This window comes from Stenotrophomonas sp. TWI819 (assembly GCF_039673075.1).
GTDB classification, from domain to species: Bacteria; Pseudomonadota; Gammaproteobacteria; order Xanthomonadales; family Xanthomonadaceae; genus Stenotrophomonas; species Stenotrophomonas rhizophila_B.
Genome location: NZ_JBDJKY010000018.1, coordinates 45,769 through 61,942 on the forward strand (window position 1 = coordinate 45,769; position 16,174 = coordinate 61,942).

Sequence of the window (16,174 nt, forward strand, 5' to 3'; positions counted from 1 at the left end):
GCCCGCCATGCTCGCCTACTACTTCCGACTGGCCCTGCGCAGCTTCCGGCGCAACAAGGTGCTGACCGCGCTGATGGTGGTCGCCATCGCGCTGGGGATCGGCGCCTCGATGACCACGCTGACCGTGTTCCACGTGCTGTCCGGCGATCCGATTCCGCAGAAGAGTGATCGGCTCTTCAGCGTGCAGATTGATCCGCAGTCGGCGCTTGGCTATCAGCCTGGCGAAGAGCCGGCCGACCAGTTGACCCGCTTCGACGCCACCAAACTGCTGAGCGAGAAACATGCCAAGCGCCAGGCGATGATGACCGGCGGCGGTGTCACCATCGAACCGGACAGCAGCACGCTGCGTCCATTCGTAACGGATTCGCGCTACACCTCTGGCGACTTCTTCCCGATGTTCGATACCCCGTTCAAGTACGGCCAGGGATGGAAGGAAGCAGATGACGAAGGCCGCGGCAGGGTCGCGGTGATCACGAAGACGCTCAACCAGAAGCTGTTTGATGGCGCCAACAGCGTCGGCAAGTCGCTTCGCATCAATGGCAACACGATGACTGTGGTCGGCGTGCTGGACGACTGGCACCCCAATCCACACTTCTACGATCTCAATACCGGTCGCTATGGCGACAGCGAGGACGTGTTCGTTCCCTTCACCACGGCCATCGAGCTGAAGTTCGACCGTAGCGGCAGCATGGACTGCTTCGGTCGCCGCAACGAACCCGACCCGACCGGCCCGACCGCCAGCTGCACCTGGATCCAGTACTGGGTAGAGCTGGAGAACCCCGGGCAGGCTGCGGAGTACCGCCGCTACCTGGAGAACTACTCCGACCAGCAGCGTGCGGCCGGCCGCTTCGAGCGTCCCAACAACGTCCGTCTGCGCAATGTCATGGAGTGGCTGGACTTCAAGAAGGTTGTCCCCGGTGACGTGCGCCTGCAGTTGTGGCTGGCGATGGGCTTCCTGCTGGTCTGCCTGATCAACACCGTGGGCCTGCTGCTGGCCAAGTTCCTGCGCCGCAGCGGCGAGATTGGCGTGCGTCGGGCACTGGGTGCCAGCCGCGGCCAGATCTTCATGCAATCACTCATCGAAGCCGGCACCGTCGGCTTGGCCGGTGGACTGCTTGGCCTGGTACTGGCCATGTTGGGCCTGTACGCGGTGCGCCAGCAGCCGGTGGACTACGCCAAGCTGGCCACGCTGGATGGACAGATGCTGCTGATGACCTTCGCGTTGACCCTCGTGGCCAGCCTGCTGGCCGGCTTCCTGCCGGCGCTGCGCGCCATGCAGGTCACGCCCGCCATCCAACTCAAATCGCAGTAAGGATCCGGAGCACATCATGGATATCCGTCCCATCCTCTCCACCCTGCGCCGGCACAAGACCGCCGCAGCGCTGATCGTGCTGGAGATCGCCCTGACCTGCGCGATCGTCTGCAACGCGCTGTTCCTGATCGGGCAGCGCATCGAAAAGATCAACCAGCCCAGCGGCATCGCCGAGACTGAACTGATCGAAGTCCGGCTGGGTGGCATCGGCACCCAGGTCAATGCCGCTGCGCGCACCCGCGAAGACCTGGCGGCATTGCACGCCATTCCGGGCATCAAGAGTGCCGTCACCCTGAACCAGATTCCGTTCCGCAACAGCTCCTGGAACACGGGCCTGGGACTGACACCCAACCAGGAACGCTCGACACTGAGCACCTCTCAATACTTCGCCCGCGAAGGCGCGCTGGAGACACTGGGCGTGGACCTGATCGCCGGCCGCGATTTCCAGAGCGACGAGTACCGCGACGCAGCGGACGCCTTGACCGATGAAGACGCTGAGAAATCCGGCTCGGCGATCATCGTGACCAAGGCGATTGCCGACAAGATGTTCCCCGGCGGGGATGCCTTGGGCAAGACGGTCTACAGCGGTTCCATGCCACTGCGCATCGTCGGTGTCGTCAAGGTGCTGGCCCGGCCGAATCAGGTTGACGGCGACATGCAGTATTCGATCATGCTGCCGCTGCGAGCCACCTATGAGGAAGGCTTCTACTTGATCCGTGTCACCGATCCCGCGCGTCGGGACGAAGTGATCAAAGCGGCGGTGACGGCACTGGAACGTGTCGATTCGAGCCGATTGATCCGCGGCAAATCCACCTACGAGGAGCAACGCAACAAGTACTTCGCCAACGACCGCGCCATGGTCGGCCTGCTGATCACCGTCTGCGTGGCACTGCTGGTGGTCACCGCGCTGGGCATCGTCGGCCTGGCCAGTTTCTGGGTGCAGCAGCGCACCAAGCAGATCGGCATCCGCCGGGCATTGGGTGCGACCCGCGGCCAGATCCTGCGGTACTTCCAGACCGAGAACTTCCTGTTGGCCACGGTCGGCATCGTGCTGGGCATGTTGATGGCCTACACGATCAATCTGTGGCTGATGAACAACTACGAGCTGCCGCGCATGCCCATCAGTTACCTGCCGATCGGCGCGGTGCTGTTGTGGCTGCTGGGCCAGATCGCTGTCTTCGGCCCGGCACGTCGTGCCGCCGCCGTTCCACCCGCTGTTGCCACCCGGAGTGCCTGACCGGCACCTCCGCCCCGGACGGCCCCGCTCCCGCGGGGCCTGTCGTCCGGCGGCCACCGCTCGCCGGGCCATCTGCCTCTTGGCCCGGCGCTCCGGTACTCTTGATCCCACTTCCGGTCCTACGCTGCCGCATGCCCTCGATCCTGATCATTGACGACAACGCCAGCGTCGGCACCGCACTGAACGTGCTGTTCTCGCTGCACGACATCGACACCCTGCACGCGCTCTCGCCCGAGCAGGGCCTGGCCCTGCTGGAACAGCAGCCGGTGGACCTGGTGATCCAGGACATGAACTTCACCGAAGACACGACCTCCGGCGAAGAAGGCGAAGCGCTGTTCCTGCAGATCCGTGCACGCCACCCGGACCTGCCGGTGATCCTGTTGACCGCCTGGACGCATCTGAGCAGCGCGGTCGATCTGGTCAAGGCCGGCGCCGCCGATTACCTGGCCAAGCCGTGGGACGACCGCAAACTGCTGATCACGGTCAACAACCTGCTGGAACTGTCTGAAACCCGCCGGGAACTTGATCGCCGCCGCGACCGTGAGCAACGCAACCGTTCGGCGCTGGAAGCCCGTTACGACCTGCGCGGCGCCGTTGTCGCCGATGCCGCCAGCGAGCGCGTGGTGAGCCTGGCCTGCCAGGTCGCACGCTCGGCACTGCCGGTGCTGATCACCGGCCCGAATGGCGCGGGCAAGGAGAAGATCGCCGAGATCATCCAGGCCAATTCGCTGGTCGCCAAGGGCCCGTTCGTTGCGCTCAACTGCGGTGCGATTCCCTCCGAGCTGATCGAAGCCGAGCTGTTCGGTGCCGAAGCGGGTGCCTACACCGGCGCCAACAAGGCGCGCGAAGGCAAGTTCGAGGCCGCCGATGGCGGCACGCTGTTCCTGGACGAGATCGGCAATCTCTCCCCCAGCGGCCAGATGAAACTGTTGCGCGTGCTCGAAACCGGTCGTTTCGAACGCTTGGGTTCCAACCGCGAGCGGCAGGTCAAAGTGCGCGTCATCAGCGCTACCAACGCCGACCTGCCGGCGATGATCCGCGACGGCCAGTTCCGCGAGGATCTGTACTACCGCCTCAATACCGTCGAGCTGGCGTTGCCACCGCTGGCCGAGCGCCCCGGCGACATCCTGCCGCTGGCCGAGCGCTTCCTGGACAGTGGCAAGCCGCTGTCCACGGCCGCGGCCACCGCGCTGCAGCGCCACCCGTGGCCGGGCAATGTGCGCGAACTGCGCAATGTGCTGCAACGCGCCGAACTGCTGTCCACCGGCCCGCGCATCGAGGTGGGCGATCTCAACCTGCCGCGCACTAGCGCGCCCCGAGCCACCAGCACGGCAGTGGATCCGGACCGCAGCCGGATCGAGAACGCGCTGGCCCACAACCACGGCATCATCGCGCAGACCGCCGCCGAACTCGGTCTCAGCCGCCAGGCGCTGTACCGGCGCATGGACCGTTACGGCATCCCGCGCGAATGAAACGGCGTTCTTTCACCTTCCGGTTGTTCCTGCGCCTGCTGCCGGTGCTGGCACTGGCGGCGGCATTCCCGTGGTACCTCGCATTCTGGATGGACCACGGCTGGGGCGTCACCGTGATCTCGCTGATCGTGCTGTTGTCGCTGATGTGGTGGAGCCTGCGCCGTGCCACCGCACCGATCCGCTCACTGCTGCGCGCCCTGTCCGGCACGACCAGCAGCTACCGCGATGGCGAGTACAACTTCGGCATCTATTGGCCCGCCAACGACGAGCTGGGCGATCTGGTCCAGGCCCATCGCGAGTTGGGTGATGTGCTGCGGGCGCAGCGTCAGGAGCTGGTCCAGCGCGAGCTGCTGCTCGATACCATGGTGCAGAACACGCCCGTGTCGATGCTGCTGCTGGCCCACGGTGGCGACGGTCTGCAGCGGGTGGTGTTTTCCAACCTGGCCGCGCGCAAGCTGCTGCACAACGGCTGGAAGCTGGAAGGCCAGCGCATGCACGATGTCATGGAGACCATGCCGGTCGAACTACGCGACGCCATCGCCCGCGGCGGCGACAGCCTGTTCGCGGTGCGCGAAGAAGACGGCGATGAGGACGACGAACAGGTCTACCACCTGTCACGGCGCAACTTCCACCTCAATGGTCGCCCGCATGACTTGTTGTTGATCCGCCTGTTGACGGCGGAACTGCGCCGGCAGGAAGTGCAGACCTGGAAGAAGGTGATACGGGTAATCAGCCACGAGCTCAACAACTCGCTGGCCCCGATCGCGTCGCTGGCGCACTCCGGCGGCGAGCTGGTCCGGCGTGGCAAGGTCGAACGCCTGGAGGAGGTCTTTGCCACCATCGAAGACCGCGCACGTCACCTCGAAGGCTTCATCCGCGGCTATGCGCGGTTCGCCAAGCTGCCGCAGCCGCAGCTGCAGACCGTGCAGTGGAATATGTTCCTCACCGGACTGCAGCACCAGATTCCGTTCCGGATGGCGGAGATTCCAGACGACCTGCACAGCCGGGTGGACATCGCCCAGCTGGGCCAGGCACTGCTGAACCTGCTCAAGAACGCACACGAGGCATGTGCCGACGCCGAGCCGCCCACCGATGACGTCGAGGTGCGTTTGACCCGCCTGCCGCAGTGGCTGCGGCTGGAGGTTCTCGATCGCGGCAAGGGCATGAACGAGGCCGTGCTGCAGAACGCGCTGATGCCGTTCTATTCCACCAAGCGCAACGGGACCGGATTGGGCCTGGCGCTGACCCGGGAAATCGTGGAAGCGCATGGCGGCCGGATCTCGCTGCAGAACCGCCGCGAAGGCGGACTGTGCGTCGCGATCTTCCTGCCCGCGGGTTGAGGCAAGCCGGCTTGCACGCCCAGTCGTGCCGGCCGCTGGCCGGCACCGTCGTGAACCCGGGATTGCTTGGTTGCCGGCCAGCGGCCGGCACTACTTCTTCGTGGGGCGCTTCCAGCCGTCGATGGTTTCCTGGCGGGCACGTGCGACAGTCAGCTTGTCCGCCGGTGCGCCGCGGGTGATCACCGAACCGGCCGCCACCATCGCGCCCTCGCCGATCACCACCGGCGCCACCAGCGAGCTGTTGGAACCGATGAAGGCACGATCACCGATGGTGGTCTGTGACTTGTTCACGCCGTCGTAGTTGCAGGTGATGGTGCCGGCGCCGATGTTGACCTTGCTGCCGATCACGGCATCGCCCAGATAGGTAAGGTGGTTGGCCTTGCTGCCCGCGCCCAGCACCACCTTCTTTGTCTCAACGAAATTGCCGATGTGCACCCCTTCGGCCAACACGGTACCGGGACGCAGGCGGGCGAACGGACCAATCTCGGCCGCGCCTTCGCTGATCACACCGTCCAGATCGCAGTGCGGCTTGACCACGGTGCCCGCCGCCAGGGTGACGTCCTTGAGCCGGGTGAAGGCCCCGATGCTGACACCGTCACCCAGCACCACGCGCCCTTCCAGGATCACGTTGACGTCGATCTGCACATCACTGCCGACGGTGACCGTGCCGCGGATATCCAGTCGTGATGGATCGAGCACCCGTGCGCCCTGCGCGCACAGCGCACGCACTTCACGCAGCTGCCAGGCGCGTTCGAGCTGCGCCAGCTGCCACGGATCGTTGGCGCCTTCGGCATCCTGCGGGTCCTGCACGAACGCCATCTCCGCCGGCGTGTAATCGCTGGCCGCCGCGGCAAAGATGTCGGTCAGGTAATACTCGCCCTGCGCGTTCGCATTGGAGAGCTGGGACAACCAACGGCGCAGTGCCGTGGATTCGGCGGTGATGATGCCGGTATTGATGGTGCGGATGCTGCGCTGTTCATCGGTGGCGTCTTTCTGCTCGACGATCGCGCCGACCTTGCCCTCGGCATTGCGCACGATGCGGCCATAGCCGGTCGGATCGGCGACCTCGGCCACCAGCACGGCCAAGCGGCCCGGCTGCGACAGCAGGTGGCGCAGCGTTTCCCCGCGGATCAGCGGCACGTCGCCGTACAGCACCAGCACGGTCGCCGCATCCGGCACTTCCGGCATGGCCTGCAGCACCGCATGGCCCGTGCCCAGCTGCTGGCTCTGCTCGGCCCAGCGCAGGTCGGGCTGGTCCGTGAACGCCTGCCGCACCGCTTCGCCACCATGGCCGTACACCACGTGGATCGCCTCGGGCTGCAACTGGCGCGCGGTCTCGATGACGTGGGCGAGCATCGGGCGGCCGGCAATCGGCTGCAGCACCTTGGGCAGGGCCGACTTCATGCGCTTGCCGGCACCGGCGGCCAGGATGATCACGTGCAGGGGCTGGGTCATGGGTAGATCGGGTTCCGGGAATCGTTGAGGGGAATTCTAGTGCGCCGCTCGTTAACATGTGGGATTGTCCGCCGCGAATCCTCCGTGAGCCTCCTCCGCCAAGGCAGCAGCTACCTCGTGATCGGTCTTGTCCAGCTTGTGCTGGATTGGGCGGTGTTCGTCGGCGCGACCGCACTGGGCATGCCGATCGTGCCAGGCAATCTGCTGGGGCGGGTGGCAGGCATGGTGCTGGGGTTCTGGCTCAACGGTCGCTACACGTTCGCGCGCGACGGTGCACATCGGCTGGGCTGGGCGCGGTTTGCGCGCTTCCTGCTGCTGTGGGCCGTGCTGACGACCATCAGCACGCTGTTGGTGACGCTGGCCGCCGAGCATCTGGGCCTGCGCTATGCGTGGCTGGCCAAACCGCTGGTGGAGGGCGGGCTGGCCGCAGTGTCGTTCCTGCTGATGCGGACCTTGATCTTCCGCTGACGCGGCCGCCGCCTGCAGGCCAAAAAAAAACGCCGGCAAGCCGGCGTCTTTCCCTTCGTGGATGGCGCCGTCGCGCCGCTCCACTCAGTGCTTGAGCGTCTTGCGCAGGCGTTCGAGCGCCTGCAGCTGGACCACGGCTTCGGCCAGCTTCTGCTGGGCTTCGGCCACTTCCATCGCTTCGCCACGATTGGCCAGGATGCGTTCGGCTTCTTCCTTGGCCTTGCGGACCGAGGCTTCATCGATGTCCTGGGCACGGATCGCGGTGTCGGCCAGCACGGTCACGACCTGCGGCTGCACCTCGAGGATGCCGCCAGAGATGGCGAAATCGAGCTGTTCGCCGTTCGGCGTGGTCACTACCACCTTGCCCGGCTTCAGGCGGGTGATCAGCGGAGCGTGCTTGGGCGCGATGCCCAGCTCGCCCAGCTCGCCGGTGGCCACGACCAGGGTCGCTTCACCACGGAAGATTTCCTGCTCGGCGCTGACGATGTCGCAACGAATGGTGCTCATGTAACTCTCTTCGCTAGGGGGCGGGTTGAACCCACCGCAGGTATTCCGCAGCGGTGGGCAGATGCCCACCCCGTGTCACGGTCGGGACGGACCGGAGCCCGTCCCTGCCGCATCAGGCCTTCTCGGCCATCTTCTTGGCCTTCTCGACCGCTTCTTCGATGCTGCCGACCATGTAGAACGCCTGTTCCGGCAGGTGGTCGTATTCGCCATCGACGATGGCCTTGAAGCCACGGATGGTGTCCTTCAGCGACACGTACTTGCCCGGCGAACCGGTGAACACTTCGGCCACGTGGAACGGCTGGCTGAAGAAGCGCTCGATCTTGCGGGCGCGGGTCACGGCCTGCTTGTCTTCCTCGGACAGTTCGTCCATGCCCAGGATCGCGATGATGTCCTTCAGTTCCTTGTACTTCTGCAAGGTCTGCTGGACGCGCTGGGCGGTGTCGTAATGTTCGTGGCCGATGACCAGCGGATCCATCTGGCGGCTGGTCGAGTCGAGCGGATCCACGGCCGGATAGATACCCAGCGAGGCGATCGAACGCGACAGGGTCACGGTCGAATCCAAGTGGGCGAACGTGGTGGCCGGCGACGGATCGGTCAAGTCATCGGCGGGCACGTAGACGGCCTGGATCGAGGTGATCGAGCCATTCTTGGTCGAGGTGATGCGCTCCTGCAGGACGCCCATTTCCTCGGCCAGGGTCGGCTGGTAACCCACGGCCGACGGCATACGGCCCAGCAGTGCCGACACTTCGGTACCGGCCAGGGTGTAGCGGTAGATGTTGTCGACGAACAGCAGCACGTCCTTGCCCTTGCCGTTTTCGTCCTTCTCATCGCGGAAGTACTCGGCCATGGTCAGGCCCGTCAGCGCAACGCGCAGACGGTTGCCCGGCGGCTCGTTCATCTGGCCGTACACCATCGCGACCTTGTCCAGGACGTTGGAGTCCTTCATCTCGTGGTAGAAGTCGTTGCCCTCACGGGTACGCTCACCCACGCCGGCGAACACGGACAGACCGCTGTGCGCCTTGGCGATGTTGTTGATCAGTTCCATCATGTTGACGGTCTTGCCGACGCCGGCGCCGCCGAACAGGCCGACCTTGCCGCCCTTGGCGAACGGGCACATCAGGTCGATGACCTTGATGCCGGTTTCCAGCAGCTCGGTGGCCGGGGACTGGTCTTCGTACGACGGCGCGGCACGATGGATTTCCCACGTGTCGCTGGCGGTGACCGGACCGGCTTCGTCGATCGGGCGACCCAGCACGTCCATGATGCGGCCCAGCGTACCCGCGCCGACCGGCACCGAGATGGCGCGTTCGGTGTTGGTGGCGACCAGGTTGCGCTTCAGGCCGTCGGTGGAGCCCAGCGCGATGCAGCGGACCACGCCGTCACCCAGCTGCTGCTGCACTTCCAGCGTGATTTCGGTGTTGTCCACCTTCAGCGCGTGGTACACCTTCGGCACCGACTCGCGGGGGAATTCGACGTCGACGACGGCGCCGATGATCTGAACGATCTTGCCCTGACTCATTGCTGCAATCCTCTAATGTGTGCTTTGACTGTGCGCGTCAGACTGCTGCCGCGCCGCCGACGATTTCGGAGATTTCCTGGGTGATCGCTGCCTGGCGGGCCTTGTTGTAGACCAGCTGCAGGGTTCCGATCAGCTTGTTCGCGTTGTCACTGGCCGACTTCATCGCCACCATGCGTGCCGCATGCTCGGAGGCCACGTTTTCCAGCACGGCCTGGTACACCAGCGACTCGACGTAACGCGTCATCACGTGCTCGAGCACGGTCGCGGCGTCGGGTTCGTACAGGTAGTCCCAGTCGTGATGCGCGACCTGCTTCTCAGCGGCCGGCAACGGCAGCAGCTGATCGAAGCTGGCCTTCTGCGTCATCGTGTTGATGAAGCGGTTGTAGACCAGGTACACGCGGTCGACCTTGCCCTCGGTGAAGGCATCGAGCATCACCTTGATCACGCCGATCAGCTGTTCCAGGTGCGGCACATCGCCCATGTGGGTGACGCTGCCGACCATGTTGACCTTGACCCGGCGGAAGAAGGTCGAGGCCTTCTGGCCGACGGTGACCACATCGATCTCGGCGCCCTTTTCCTGGTACTGGCGGACTTCGCCCAGCATCTTGCGGAACAGGTTGTTGTTCAGGCCACCGGCCAGGCCGCGGTCGGAGGAGATCACGATGTAACCGACCCGCTTGACCTCGTCACGCTGGACCAGGAACGGATGCTGGTAATCGGTGCTGGCCTGGGCCAGGTGACCGATCACCTGCTTCATCGCCTGCGCATACGGACGCGACGTCTTCATCCGCTCCTGCGCCTTGCGGATTTTGGAGGCCGAGACCATTTCGAGCGCGCGCGTCACCTTGCGGGTGTTCTGCACGCTCTTGATCTTGGTTTTGATTTCGCGTCCGCTTGCCATCTCTTATTCCCGTAGAGCGGAGGGGTGCCCCGCTTTGTCACAGTGAAGCGGGGCTGAGCCCCGCTCTACATGCGGCTTACCAGCTGCCGGTGGTCTTGAACTCGGTGATGCCCTTCTTGAAGGCAGCCTCGATATCGTTGTCCCAACCGCCGGTGGCGTTGACCTTTTCGATCAGCTCGCCCTGGGTGTTGGCGAAGTGGGCATGCAGGCCTTCTTCCAGCGCCAGCAGCTTGCTGACCGGCACGTCGTCGAGGTAACCCTCGTTGACGGCGTAGATGGTCAGCGCCTGGTTGGCGATGGACATCGGCGCGTACTGCTTCTGCTTCATCAGCTCGGTGACGCGCTGACCGCGCTCGAGCTGCTTGCGGGTGGCTTCGTCCAGATCCGAGGCGAACTGCGCGAAGGCAGCCAGCTCGCGGTACTGGGCCAGCGAGATACGGATGCCGCCGGACAGCTTCTTGATGATCTTGGTCTGGGCCGCACCACCGACGCGCGACACCGAGATACCGGCGTTCACGGCCGGGCGGATGCCGGAGTTGAACAGATCGGTTTCCAGGAAGATCTGGCCGTCGGTGATCGAGATCACGTTGGTCGGCACGAACGCCGAGACGTCACCGGCCTGGGTTTCGATGATCGGCAGCGCGGTGAGCGAGCCGGTCTTGCCCTTGACGGCGCCGTTGGTGAACTTTTCCACATACTCTTCGGACACGCGGGCAGCGCGCTCGAGCAGGCGGGAGTGCAGGTAGAACACGTCACCCGGGTAGGCTTCACGGCCCGGCGGACGCTTCAGCAGCAGCGAGATCTGGCGGTAGGCAACGGCCTGCTTGGACAGATCGTCGTACACGATCAGCGCGTCTTCGCCGCGGTCCATGAAGTACTCACCCATGGTGCAGCCCGAGTAGGCGCTGATGTACTGCATCGCGGCCGATTCGGACGCGGTCGCAGCGACCACCACGGTGTGCGCCAGGGCGCCGTTCTCTTCCAGCTTGCGCACGATGTTGGCGACGGTCGAGGCCTTCTGACCGATCGCGACGTACACGCACTTGATGCCGGTCGCCTTCTGGTTGATCACCGCATCGATGGCCAGGGCGGTCTTGCCGGTCTGGCGGTCACCGATGACCAGCTCGCGCTGGCCACGGCCGATCGGGATCATGGAGTCGACCGACTTGTAACCGGTCTGCACCGGCTGGTCGACGGACTTGCGCCAGATCACGCCCGGGGCCACACGCTCCACCGGGGCGGACAGCTTGGCCGCGATCGGGCCCTTGCCGTCGATCGGCTCACCGAGCGCGTTGACCACGCGACCCAGCATTTCCGGACCCACCGGCACTTCCAGGATGCGACCGGTGGTCTTGGCCACGTCGCCTTCGCGCAGGTTCTGGTAATCACCCAGGACCACGGCGCCGACCGAGTCGCGCTCCAGGTTCAGGGCCAGGGCGAAGGTGTTGTTCGGCAGTTCGATCATTTCGCCCTGCATCACGTCGGCCAGACCGAAGATGCGCACGATGCCGTCGGACACGCTGGTCACGGTGCCTTCGTTGCGCGATTCCGCGGCCAGCTTGACCTTCTCGATGCGGTTCTTGATCAGTTCGCTGATTTCGGAGGGGTTGAGCGTGGTTGCCATCGTCAAGTCCTAGTGCCGGCGGTCACGCCGGACGTTAAATGAATTCAGTTAGCGAGCGCGGTCTGCAGGCGCGACAGCTTGCCCTTGAGCGAGCCATCGATGACCACATCGCCGGCGTCGATCACGGCACCGCCGATCAGCGACGCATCGACCGCGGTCGTCACGTCCACCTCGAGGCCGAAGCGCTTGCGCAGCGCGGCCTTGATGGCGTCCAGTTCGGCGCCGGACAGTGCCGAGGCCGAGGTCACGGTGGCCTTGACCACGTGTTCGGCTTCAGCGCGCAGCTGGTCGTACATGCCGGCGATTTCCGGCAGCAGCGGCAGACGGTGCGCGTCGGCCAGCACGGCCAGGAAGCGACCGAAGGTCTCGCTGGACGATTCCGGCACCAGCAGCGCGACGGCGGCGTCGCGCTCCAGCTCCGGGTTCGACAGCAGGGCCGCCACGCGCGGGTCGGCAGCTACGTGGGCGGAGAACGCAAGCGCGTCCGACCACGGCGCGAACGTGCCTTCGTCGCGCGCGGTCGCGAACGCGGCGCGGGCATACGGGCGTGCAAGCGTGAGGGCCTGGCTCATCGATCAGATCTCCGATGCCAGCTCGTCGAGCAGCGCCTTGTGGGCGTTGGCGTCGATTTCGCGCTTGAGCAGCTTTTCGGCACCGCTCACGGCCAGCGCGGACACCTGCTTGCGCAGATCTTCACGGGCACGGTTGGCGGCAGCTTCGATCTCGGCGTAGGCCAGATCTTTCTGGCGGGTGGCTTCGACGATGGCTTCGTTCTTGGCGGCATCAACGATCTGGTTGGCGCGGGCGTGGGCCTGATCGATGATCTCGTTGGCCTTGGTGCGCGCATCCTTCAGGGCATCGTTGACCTTTTCCTGCGCCTGGGCCAGATCCTTCTGGCTGCGGTCAGCAGCGGCGAGGCCTTCAGCGATCTTCTGCTGACGCTCTTCGATGGCGTTCATCAACGGCGGCCAGATCTTGGTCGCGATGATCCAGATCAGACCGGCAAATGCCAGTCCCTGGGCAACGAGGGTAAAACCGATATCCATGGGGTTCGCTCAATCGGGGGTGACGGGGTGGATGGGCCGCCGTGGCGGCGCATCCGATCCTTCATCCGCGATCAGGCGCACAAGGCGCCTGATCGTTTCGCTGTTGCTGGATTAACCAGCAACCTGCGGCAGGCGTGCAACGAACTCGCCGATCATCGGGTTGGCGAAGGCCAGCAGCAGGCCGACGGCGACCGAGATGATGAACGCGGCGTCGATCAGGCCGGCGGTGATGAACATGCGGACCTGCAGAACCGGAATCAGTTCCGGCTGACGGGCAGCCGATTCCAGGAACTTACCGGCCATGATGGCCAGACCGAGACCGGCACCCAGCGCGGCCAGGCCGATCATGATGCCGACGGCGAGGACGGTGGAGCTCTGGACTTGGGCGAGGTTGGTCAGGACGGCGAAGTACATGGTTTTCTCCTGGAACTTTGAATAGCTAAGGGTTTAGAAACAAACGGATGAAGGGTGAAGCGAAAACTCAGTGAGCGTCTTCCGACAGGCTCAGGTACACGATGGACAACATCATGAAGATGAACGCCTGCAGCGGAATCACCAGCAGGTGGAACAGCATCCAGCCCAGGCCGAATGCACCGCCTGCGATGGCACCGGCGATACCCGCACCGCCCAGCACCCAGATCAGCAGGAAGACGATCTCGCCGCCGAACATGTTGCCGAACAGTCGCATCGCCAGCGAAATCGGCTTGCTCAGCCATTCGACGATGTTGAGGATCAGGTTGAACGGCATCATCCACTTGCCGAACGGCGCGGTCAGGAATTCCTTGGTGAAGCCACCCAGGCCCTTGGAACGCAGCGCGAAGAACAGCATCAGGAAGAACACGCTGATCGACATGCCCAGAGTGGCATTGACGTCGGCGGTGGGAACCGGCTTCCAGTAAGGCACGCCCATCAGCTCAAGCGGCTTGGCGATGAAGTCGGCCGGGATCATCTTGATGAGATTCATCATGAGGATCCAGAAGAACAGCGTGATCGCGATCGGGGTCACCAGCTTGCTGGTGCCGTGGTAGGTGTCCTTGGCCTGACGGTCAACGAACTCCAGGCAGATCTCGACGAACGCCTGCCACTTGCCCGGAACGCCGGCAGTCGCCTTGCGGGTTGCCATCCAGAAGCCAAACACCATCAACAAACCCATCAGGACCGAAGTCACAATGGTGTCGACGTGAATCGCCCAGAAACCACCTTCCTGCATATGGAACGTCAGGTTGTGCAGGTGATGTTGGATGTAGGAGGTGGGTGTCAGCGCCTCGCCTGCCATGTGTCCGGAACCTTGAGTTAAATAAATTGGATCAGCGCCTGGCCAGAGCCAGGACCTGGAACATCAACCCGACGGCGATACCGGCCAGCAGCGCCAATGCAGGCAGCTTGAAGACCAGGAACCCCACCATCAGGACGCCGAATACGAGCACCCACTTTGCCACCACCGCCAGAATCAGGCGGGTCATCGCCGATCCTGCCGCCTGCACACCGCCACCGAGCGCCATGCGCGCAGCAACCCAACCGGCTGCCGAGACTGCCACACCAGAGAGCAGCGCCCCCAAGGCGGCCTTCGGGCCTCCCCAGAACAGCAGGCCAAGAGCCAGGACAGCCACTGCAGCCAGCGGGTAAACCGCTGCGCGCAGCATCAGTCGCCGACCCGCGTCAACGGAGTTCAGCACGTGAATGTCCTGCATGGTTGTGAGTAGGAAAGGCCGAGGCTGCAAGCAAACGCCTCGTCGAGCCGCCAAATTATAGCAATGGGACAATTTGAGAGACAACCGCTGCCTGTTCATCCCGGATGTGGCCCCGCCGTTGGGGCCTCCTGCCCGCCTGTGCCACCTGCGGTCCAATCGGTTTGCGCAGGAGCGGGCCGATGTGGCAGTGCAGCACGTTGAACTTTGGCCACGCCCCCCGGTCTCATCCATGAGCCTGCCGTTGAATCCTCGTCGGCGTCCCGCGAGCGGGCTGGTACAGGGTGGCCCCGAAGCCCTCTCCGGGGCCACCCTCTTTTTTTCGGCGCTGGGCGGCGTGATCACGAACCCCGTGAATCGGGCCCGCCCTGAACGGCGGCTCGAGCCGAAAACGGCCAGTGCGCGGACCTGCGGTTGTTCGGTGCGCATGAACGGTACACACAGCCTCCACCATACCTTCACGAATGGTGGACGTCGCAGTGGGCAATGTGACGCCACATCACTAGAACCACCGCAAGGACCCCCGATGCGCCCGATGCTCTCCCTGCTTGCCGTGCCAGTTGCTCTGGCCGCACTTTCCTATGCCGCTCCGTCCCACGCTGCCGAAGGCGATGACCGCTTCGCGCTGCGTCTGGGTGCGATGCAGATCGATTCGGACAACACGATCCGCGGCAACACCAACATCGCGGGCCAGGACGTTGGCTTCTCCGAAGATTTCGGCCTCGGTGGCAAGGAATGGGAGCCGCGCATTGACGGCATGTTCCGCATCAGCAACCGCCAGCGCCTGCTGTTCAACTACTTCAAGTACGACAAGGATCGCCGCGAGACGCTCGATCAGGGCGTGAGCTTCGGTGACACCAACGTGCCGGCCGGCAGCTTCATCAAAGGTGAGCTGAAGTATCAGGTCGCCAGCCTGGTGTACGACTACTCCGTCGTGGACACCGAGAAGTTCGACCTCGGCCTGCAGCTCGGTGCCGAGTATGCCAAGGTCAGCACCAAGGCGTACGCCGACGTGGGCGACCTGTATCAGGGCGAGTTCCTGGACGAGAAGGCCGACGGCGTGGCGCCGGTGGTCGGTGCCCGCCTGAGCTTCAATCCGTCCGAGAAGTGGATGATCACGCTGCAGGGTCAGTACCTGAACACCAAGTGGGGCAACTTCGACGATTACGACGGCGATCTGAGCCGTGCCAATGCGATCGTCGATTACCGCTTCACCAAGAACTTCGGCGTGTTCGCCGGCTACGACTGGTTCAAGCTGGACGTGGACCAGAGCGGCAGCGATGGCACGATCGGTCTGAAGCAGGAGTTCAAGGGTCCGGTGGCAGGCGTCAGCTTCGTCTTCTAAGCCCTTCGCAACACCGCTCTCTCCAAGCGCGGCCTCCGGGATATCGGGGGCCGCGTTTTTTTTGCGCTTTGTTTTGGAGAACAACTGCGGGTTGTCTGGGGGTCGGGCACGGATACCCTGTCGGGCGAATGTCCCCCGGTGACGGCCCGTGGCCGTCACCTCCTCCTTGATTTCGCCCCACAGGGTATCCGTGCCCGCCTCGACAAATCCCGGTGGTGGTCTGCAGGCGAGCGTCAGGCGCTCGCTGCGCAGGACGGGGC

At 64.4% G+C, this 16,174-nt stretch carries 16 protein-coding genes; 6 read left to right on the forward strand and 10 right to left on the reverse strand.

Going from position 1 to position 16,174, the window contains the following annotated elements:
- Positions 1-7 precede the first annotated feature (7 nt).
- The 4 genes from ABE463_RS17675 to ABE463_RS17690 all read left to right on the forward strand — a co-directional run bounded on the left by ABE463_RS17675 (position 8) and on the right by ABE463_RS17690 (position 5,361).
- Positions 8-1,312: an ABC transporter permease gene (locus ABE463_RS17675; RefSeq protein WP_346469046.1), complete on the forward strand. Its 1,305-nt coding sequence runs from the start codon at positions 8-10 to the stop codon at positions 1,310-1,312.
- Between the two features lie 16 nt (positions 1,313-1,328).
- On the forward strand, positions 1,329-2,549 hold the full coding sequence (locus tag ABE463_RS17680) for an FtsX-like permease family protein (protein WP_346469047.1): 1,221 nt from the start codon (positions 1,329-1,331) through the stop codon (positions 2,547-2,549).
- Positions 2,550-2,680: 131 nt separating this feature from the next.
- Positions 2,681-4,021, forward strand: a complete 1,341-nt coding sequence (locus ABE463_RS17685) for a sigma-54 dependent transcriptional regulator (RefSeq protein ID WP_346469048.1) — start codon at positions 2,681-2,683, stop codon at positions 4,019-4,021.
- A complete protein-coding gene (locus tag ABE463_RS17690) occupies positions 4,018-5,361 on the forward strand; it encodes an ATP-binding protein (RefSeq protein WP_346469049.1) in 1,344 nt (447 codons plus the stop codon). The genes ABE463_RS17685 and ABE463_RS17690 overlap by 4 nt, the downstream gene beginning before the upstream one ends.
- A 90-nt stretch (positions 5,362-5,451) precedes the next feature.
- Here ABE463_RS17690 and glmU read toward each other — a convergent pair whose 3' ends face one another.
- Positions 5,452-6,816, reverse strand: coding sequence for a bifunctional UDP-N-acetylglucosamine diphosphorylase/glucosamine-1-phosphate N-acetyltransferase GlmU (gene glmU / locus ABE463_RS17695; RefSeq protein ID WP_346469050.1), 1,365 nt, complete (start codon positions 6,814-6,816; stop codon positions 5,452-5,454).
- 84 nt (positions 6,817-6,900) lie between these two features.
- Between glmU and ABE463_RS17700 the strand changes: the two genes are divergently transcribed.
- On the forward strand, positions 6,901-7,284 hold the full coding sequence (locus tag ABE463_RS17700; RefSeq protein WP_259259010.1) for a GtrA family protein: 384 nt from the start codon (positions 6,901-6,903) through the stop codon (positions 7,282-7,284).
- Positions 7,285-7,368: 84 nt separating this feature from the next.
- Here ABE463_RS17700 and ABE463_RS17705 read toward each other — a convergent pair whose 3' ends face one another.
- From ABE463_RS17705 to ABE463_RS17745, 9 genes are all read right to left on the reverse strand, one after another.
- Positions 7,369-7,791, reverse strand: a complete 423-nt coding sequence (locus ABE463_RS17705) for a F0F1 ATP synthase subunit epsilon (RefSeq protein ID WP_005411127.1) — start codon at positions 7,789-7,791, stop codon at positions 7,369-7,371.
- A gap of 112 nt (positions 7,792-7,903) precedes the next feature.
- Positions 7,904-9,310: a F0F1 ATP synthase subunit beta gene (gene atpD / locus ABE463_RS17710; protein ID WP_121040078.1), complete on the reverse strand. Its 1,407-nt coding sequence runs from the start codon at positions 9,308-9,310 to the stop codon at positions 7,904-7,906.
- 37 nt (positions 9,311-9,347) lie between these two features.
- On the reverse strand, positions 9,348-10,211 hold the full coding sequence (gene atpG / locus ABE463_RS17715; protein ID WP_123730109.1) for a F0F1 ATP synthase subunit gamma: 864 nt from the start codon (positions 10,209-10,211) through the stop codon (positions 9,348-9,350).
- Between the two features lie 76 nt (positions 10,212-10,287).
- Entirely contained in the window at positions 10,288-11,835 is a 1,548-nt protein-coding gene (atpA, locus tag ABE463_RS17720) for a F0F1 ATP synthase subunit alpha (protein WP_123730108.1), read from the reverse strand.
- A gap of 44 nt (positions 11,836-11,879) precedes the next feature.
- The gene (locus ABE463_RS17725) at positions 11,880-12,407 is read right to left on the reverse strand and encodes a F0F1 ATP synthase subunit delta (protein WP_346469051.1); all 528 of its coding nucleotides are present in this window, start codon (positions 12,405-12,407) and stop codon (positions 11,880-11,882) included.
- 3 nt (positions 12,408-12,410) lie between these two features.
- Entirely contained in the window at positions 12,411-12,881 is a 471-nt protein-coding gene (locus ABE463_RS17730) for a F0F1 ATP synthase subunit B (RefSeq protein WP_123730106.1), read from the reverse strand.
- A 111-nt stretch (positions 12,882-12,992) separates the two neighbouring features.
- A complete protein-coding gene (atpE, locus tag ABE463_RS17735; protein ID WP_017354883.1) occupies positions 12,993-13,295 on the reverse strand; it encodes a F0F1 ATP synthase subunit C in 303 nt (100 codons plus the stop codon).
- A 67-nt stretch (positions 13,296-13,362) separates the two neighbouring features.
- Positions 13,363-14,157 carry a F0F1 ATP synthase subunit A gene (gene atpB / locus ABE463_RS17740; RefSeq protein ID WP_123730105.1) on the reverse strand — a complete coding sequence of 265 codons (795 nt, stop codon included), beginning with the start codon at positions 14,155-14,157 and terminating at the stop codon, positions 13,363-13,365.
- A 31-nt stretch (positions 14,158-14,188) separates the two neighbouring features.
- Positions 14,189-14,557: a hypothetical protein gene (locus tag ABE463_RS17745; RefSeq protein ID WP_184997288.1), complete on the reverse strand. Its 369-nt coding sequence runs from the start codon at positions 14,555-14,557 to the stop codon at positions 14,189-14,191.
- A gap of 538 nt (positions 14,558-15,095) precedes the next feature.
- On the opposite strand from ABE463_RS17745, the gene ABE463_RS17750 reads away from it, so the two are divergent.
- On the forward strand, positions 15,096-15,914 hold the full coding sequence (locus ABE463_RS17750) for a hypothetical protein (RefSeq protein WP_123730103.1): 819 nt from the start codon (positions 15,096-15,098) through the stop codon (positions 15,912-15,914).
- Positions 15,915-16,174: the final 260 nt, after the last annotated feature.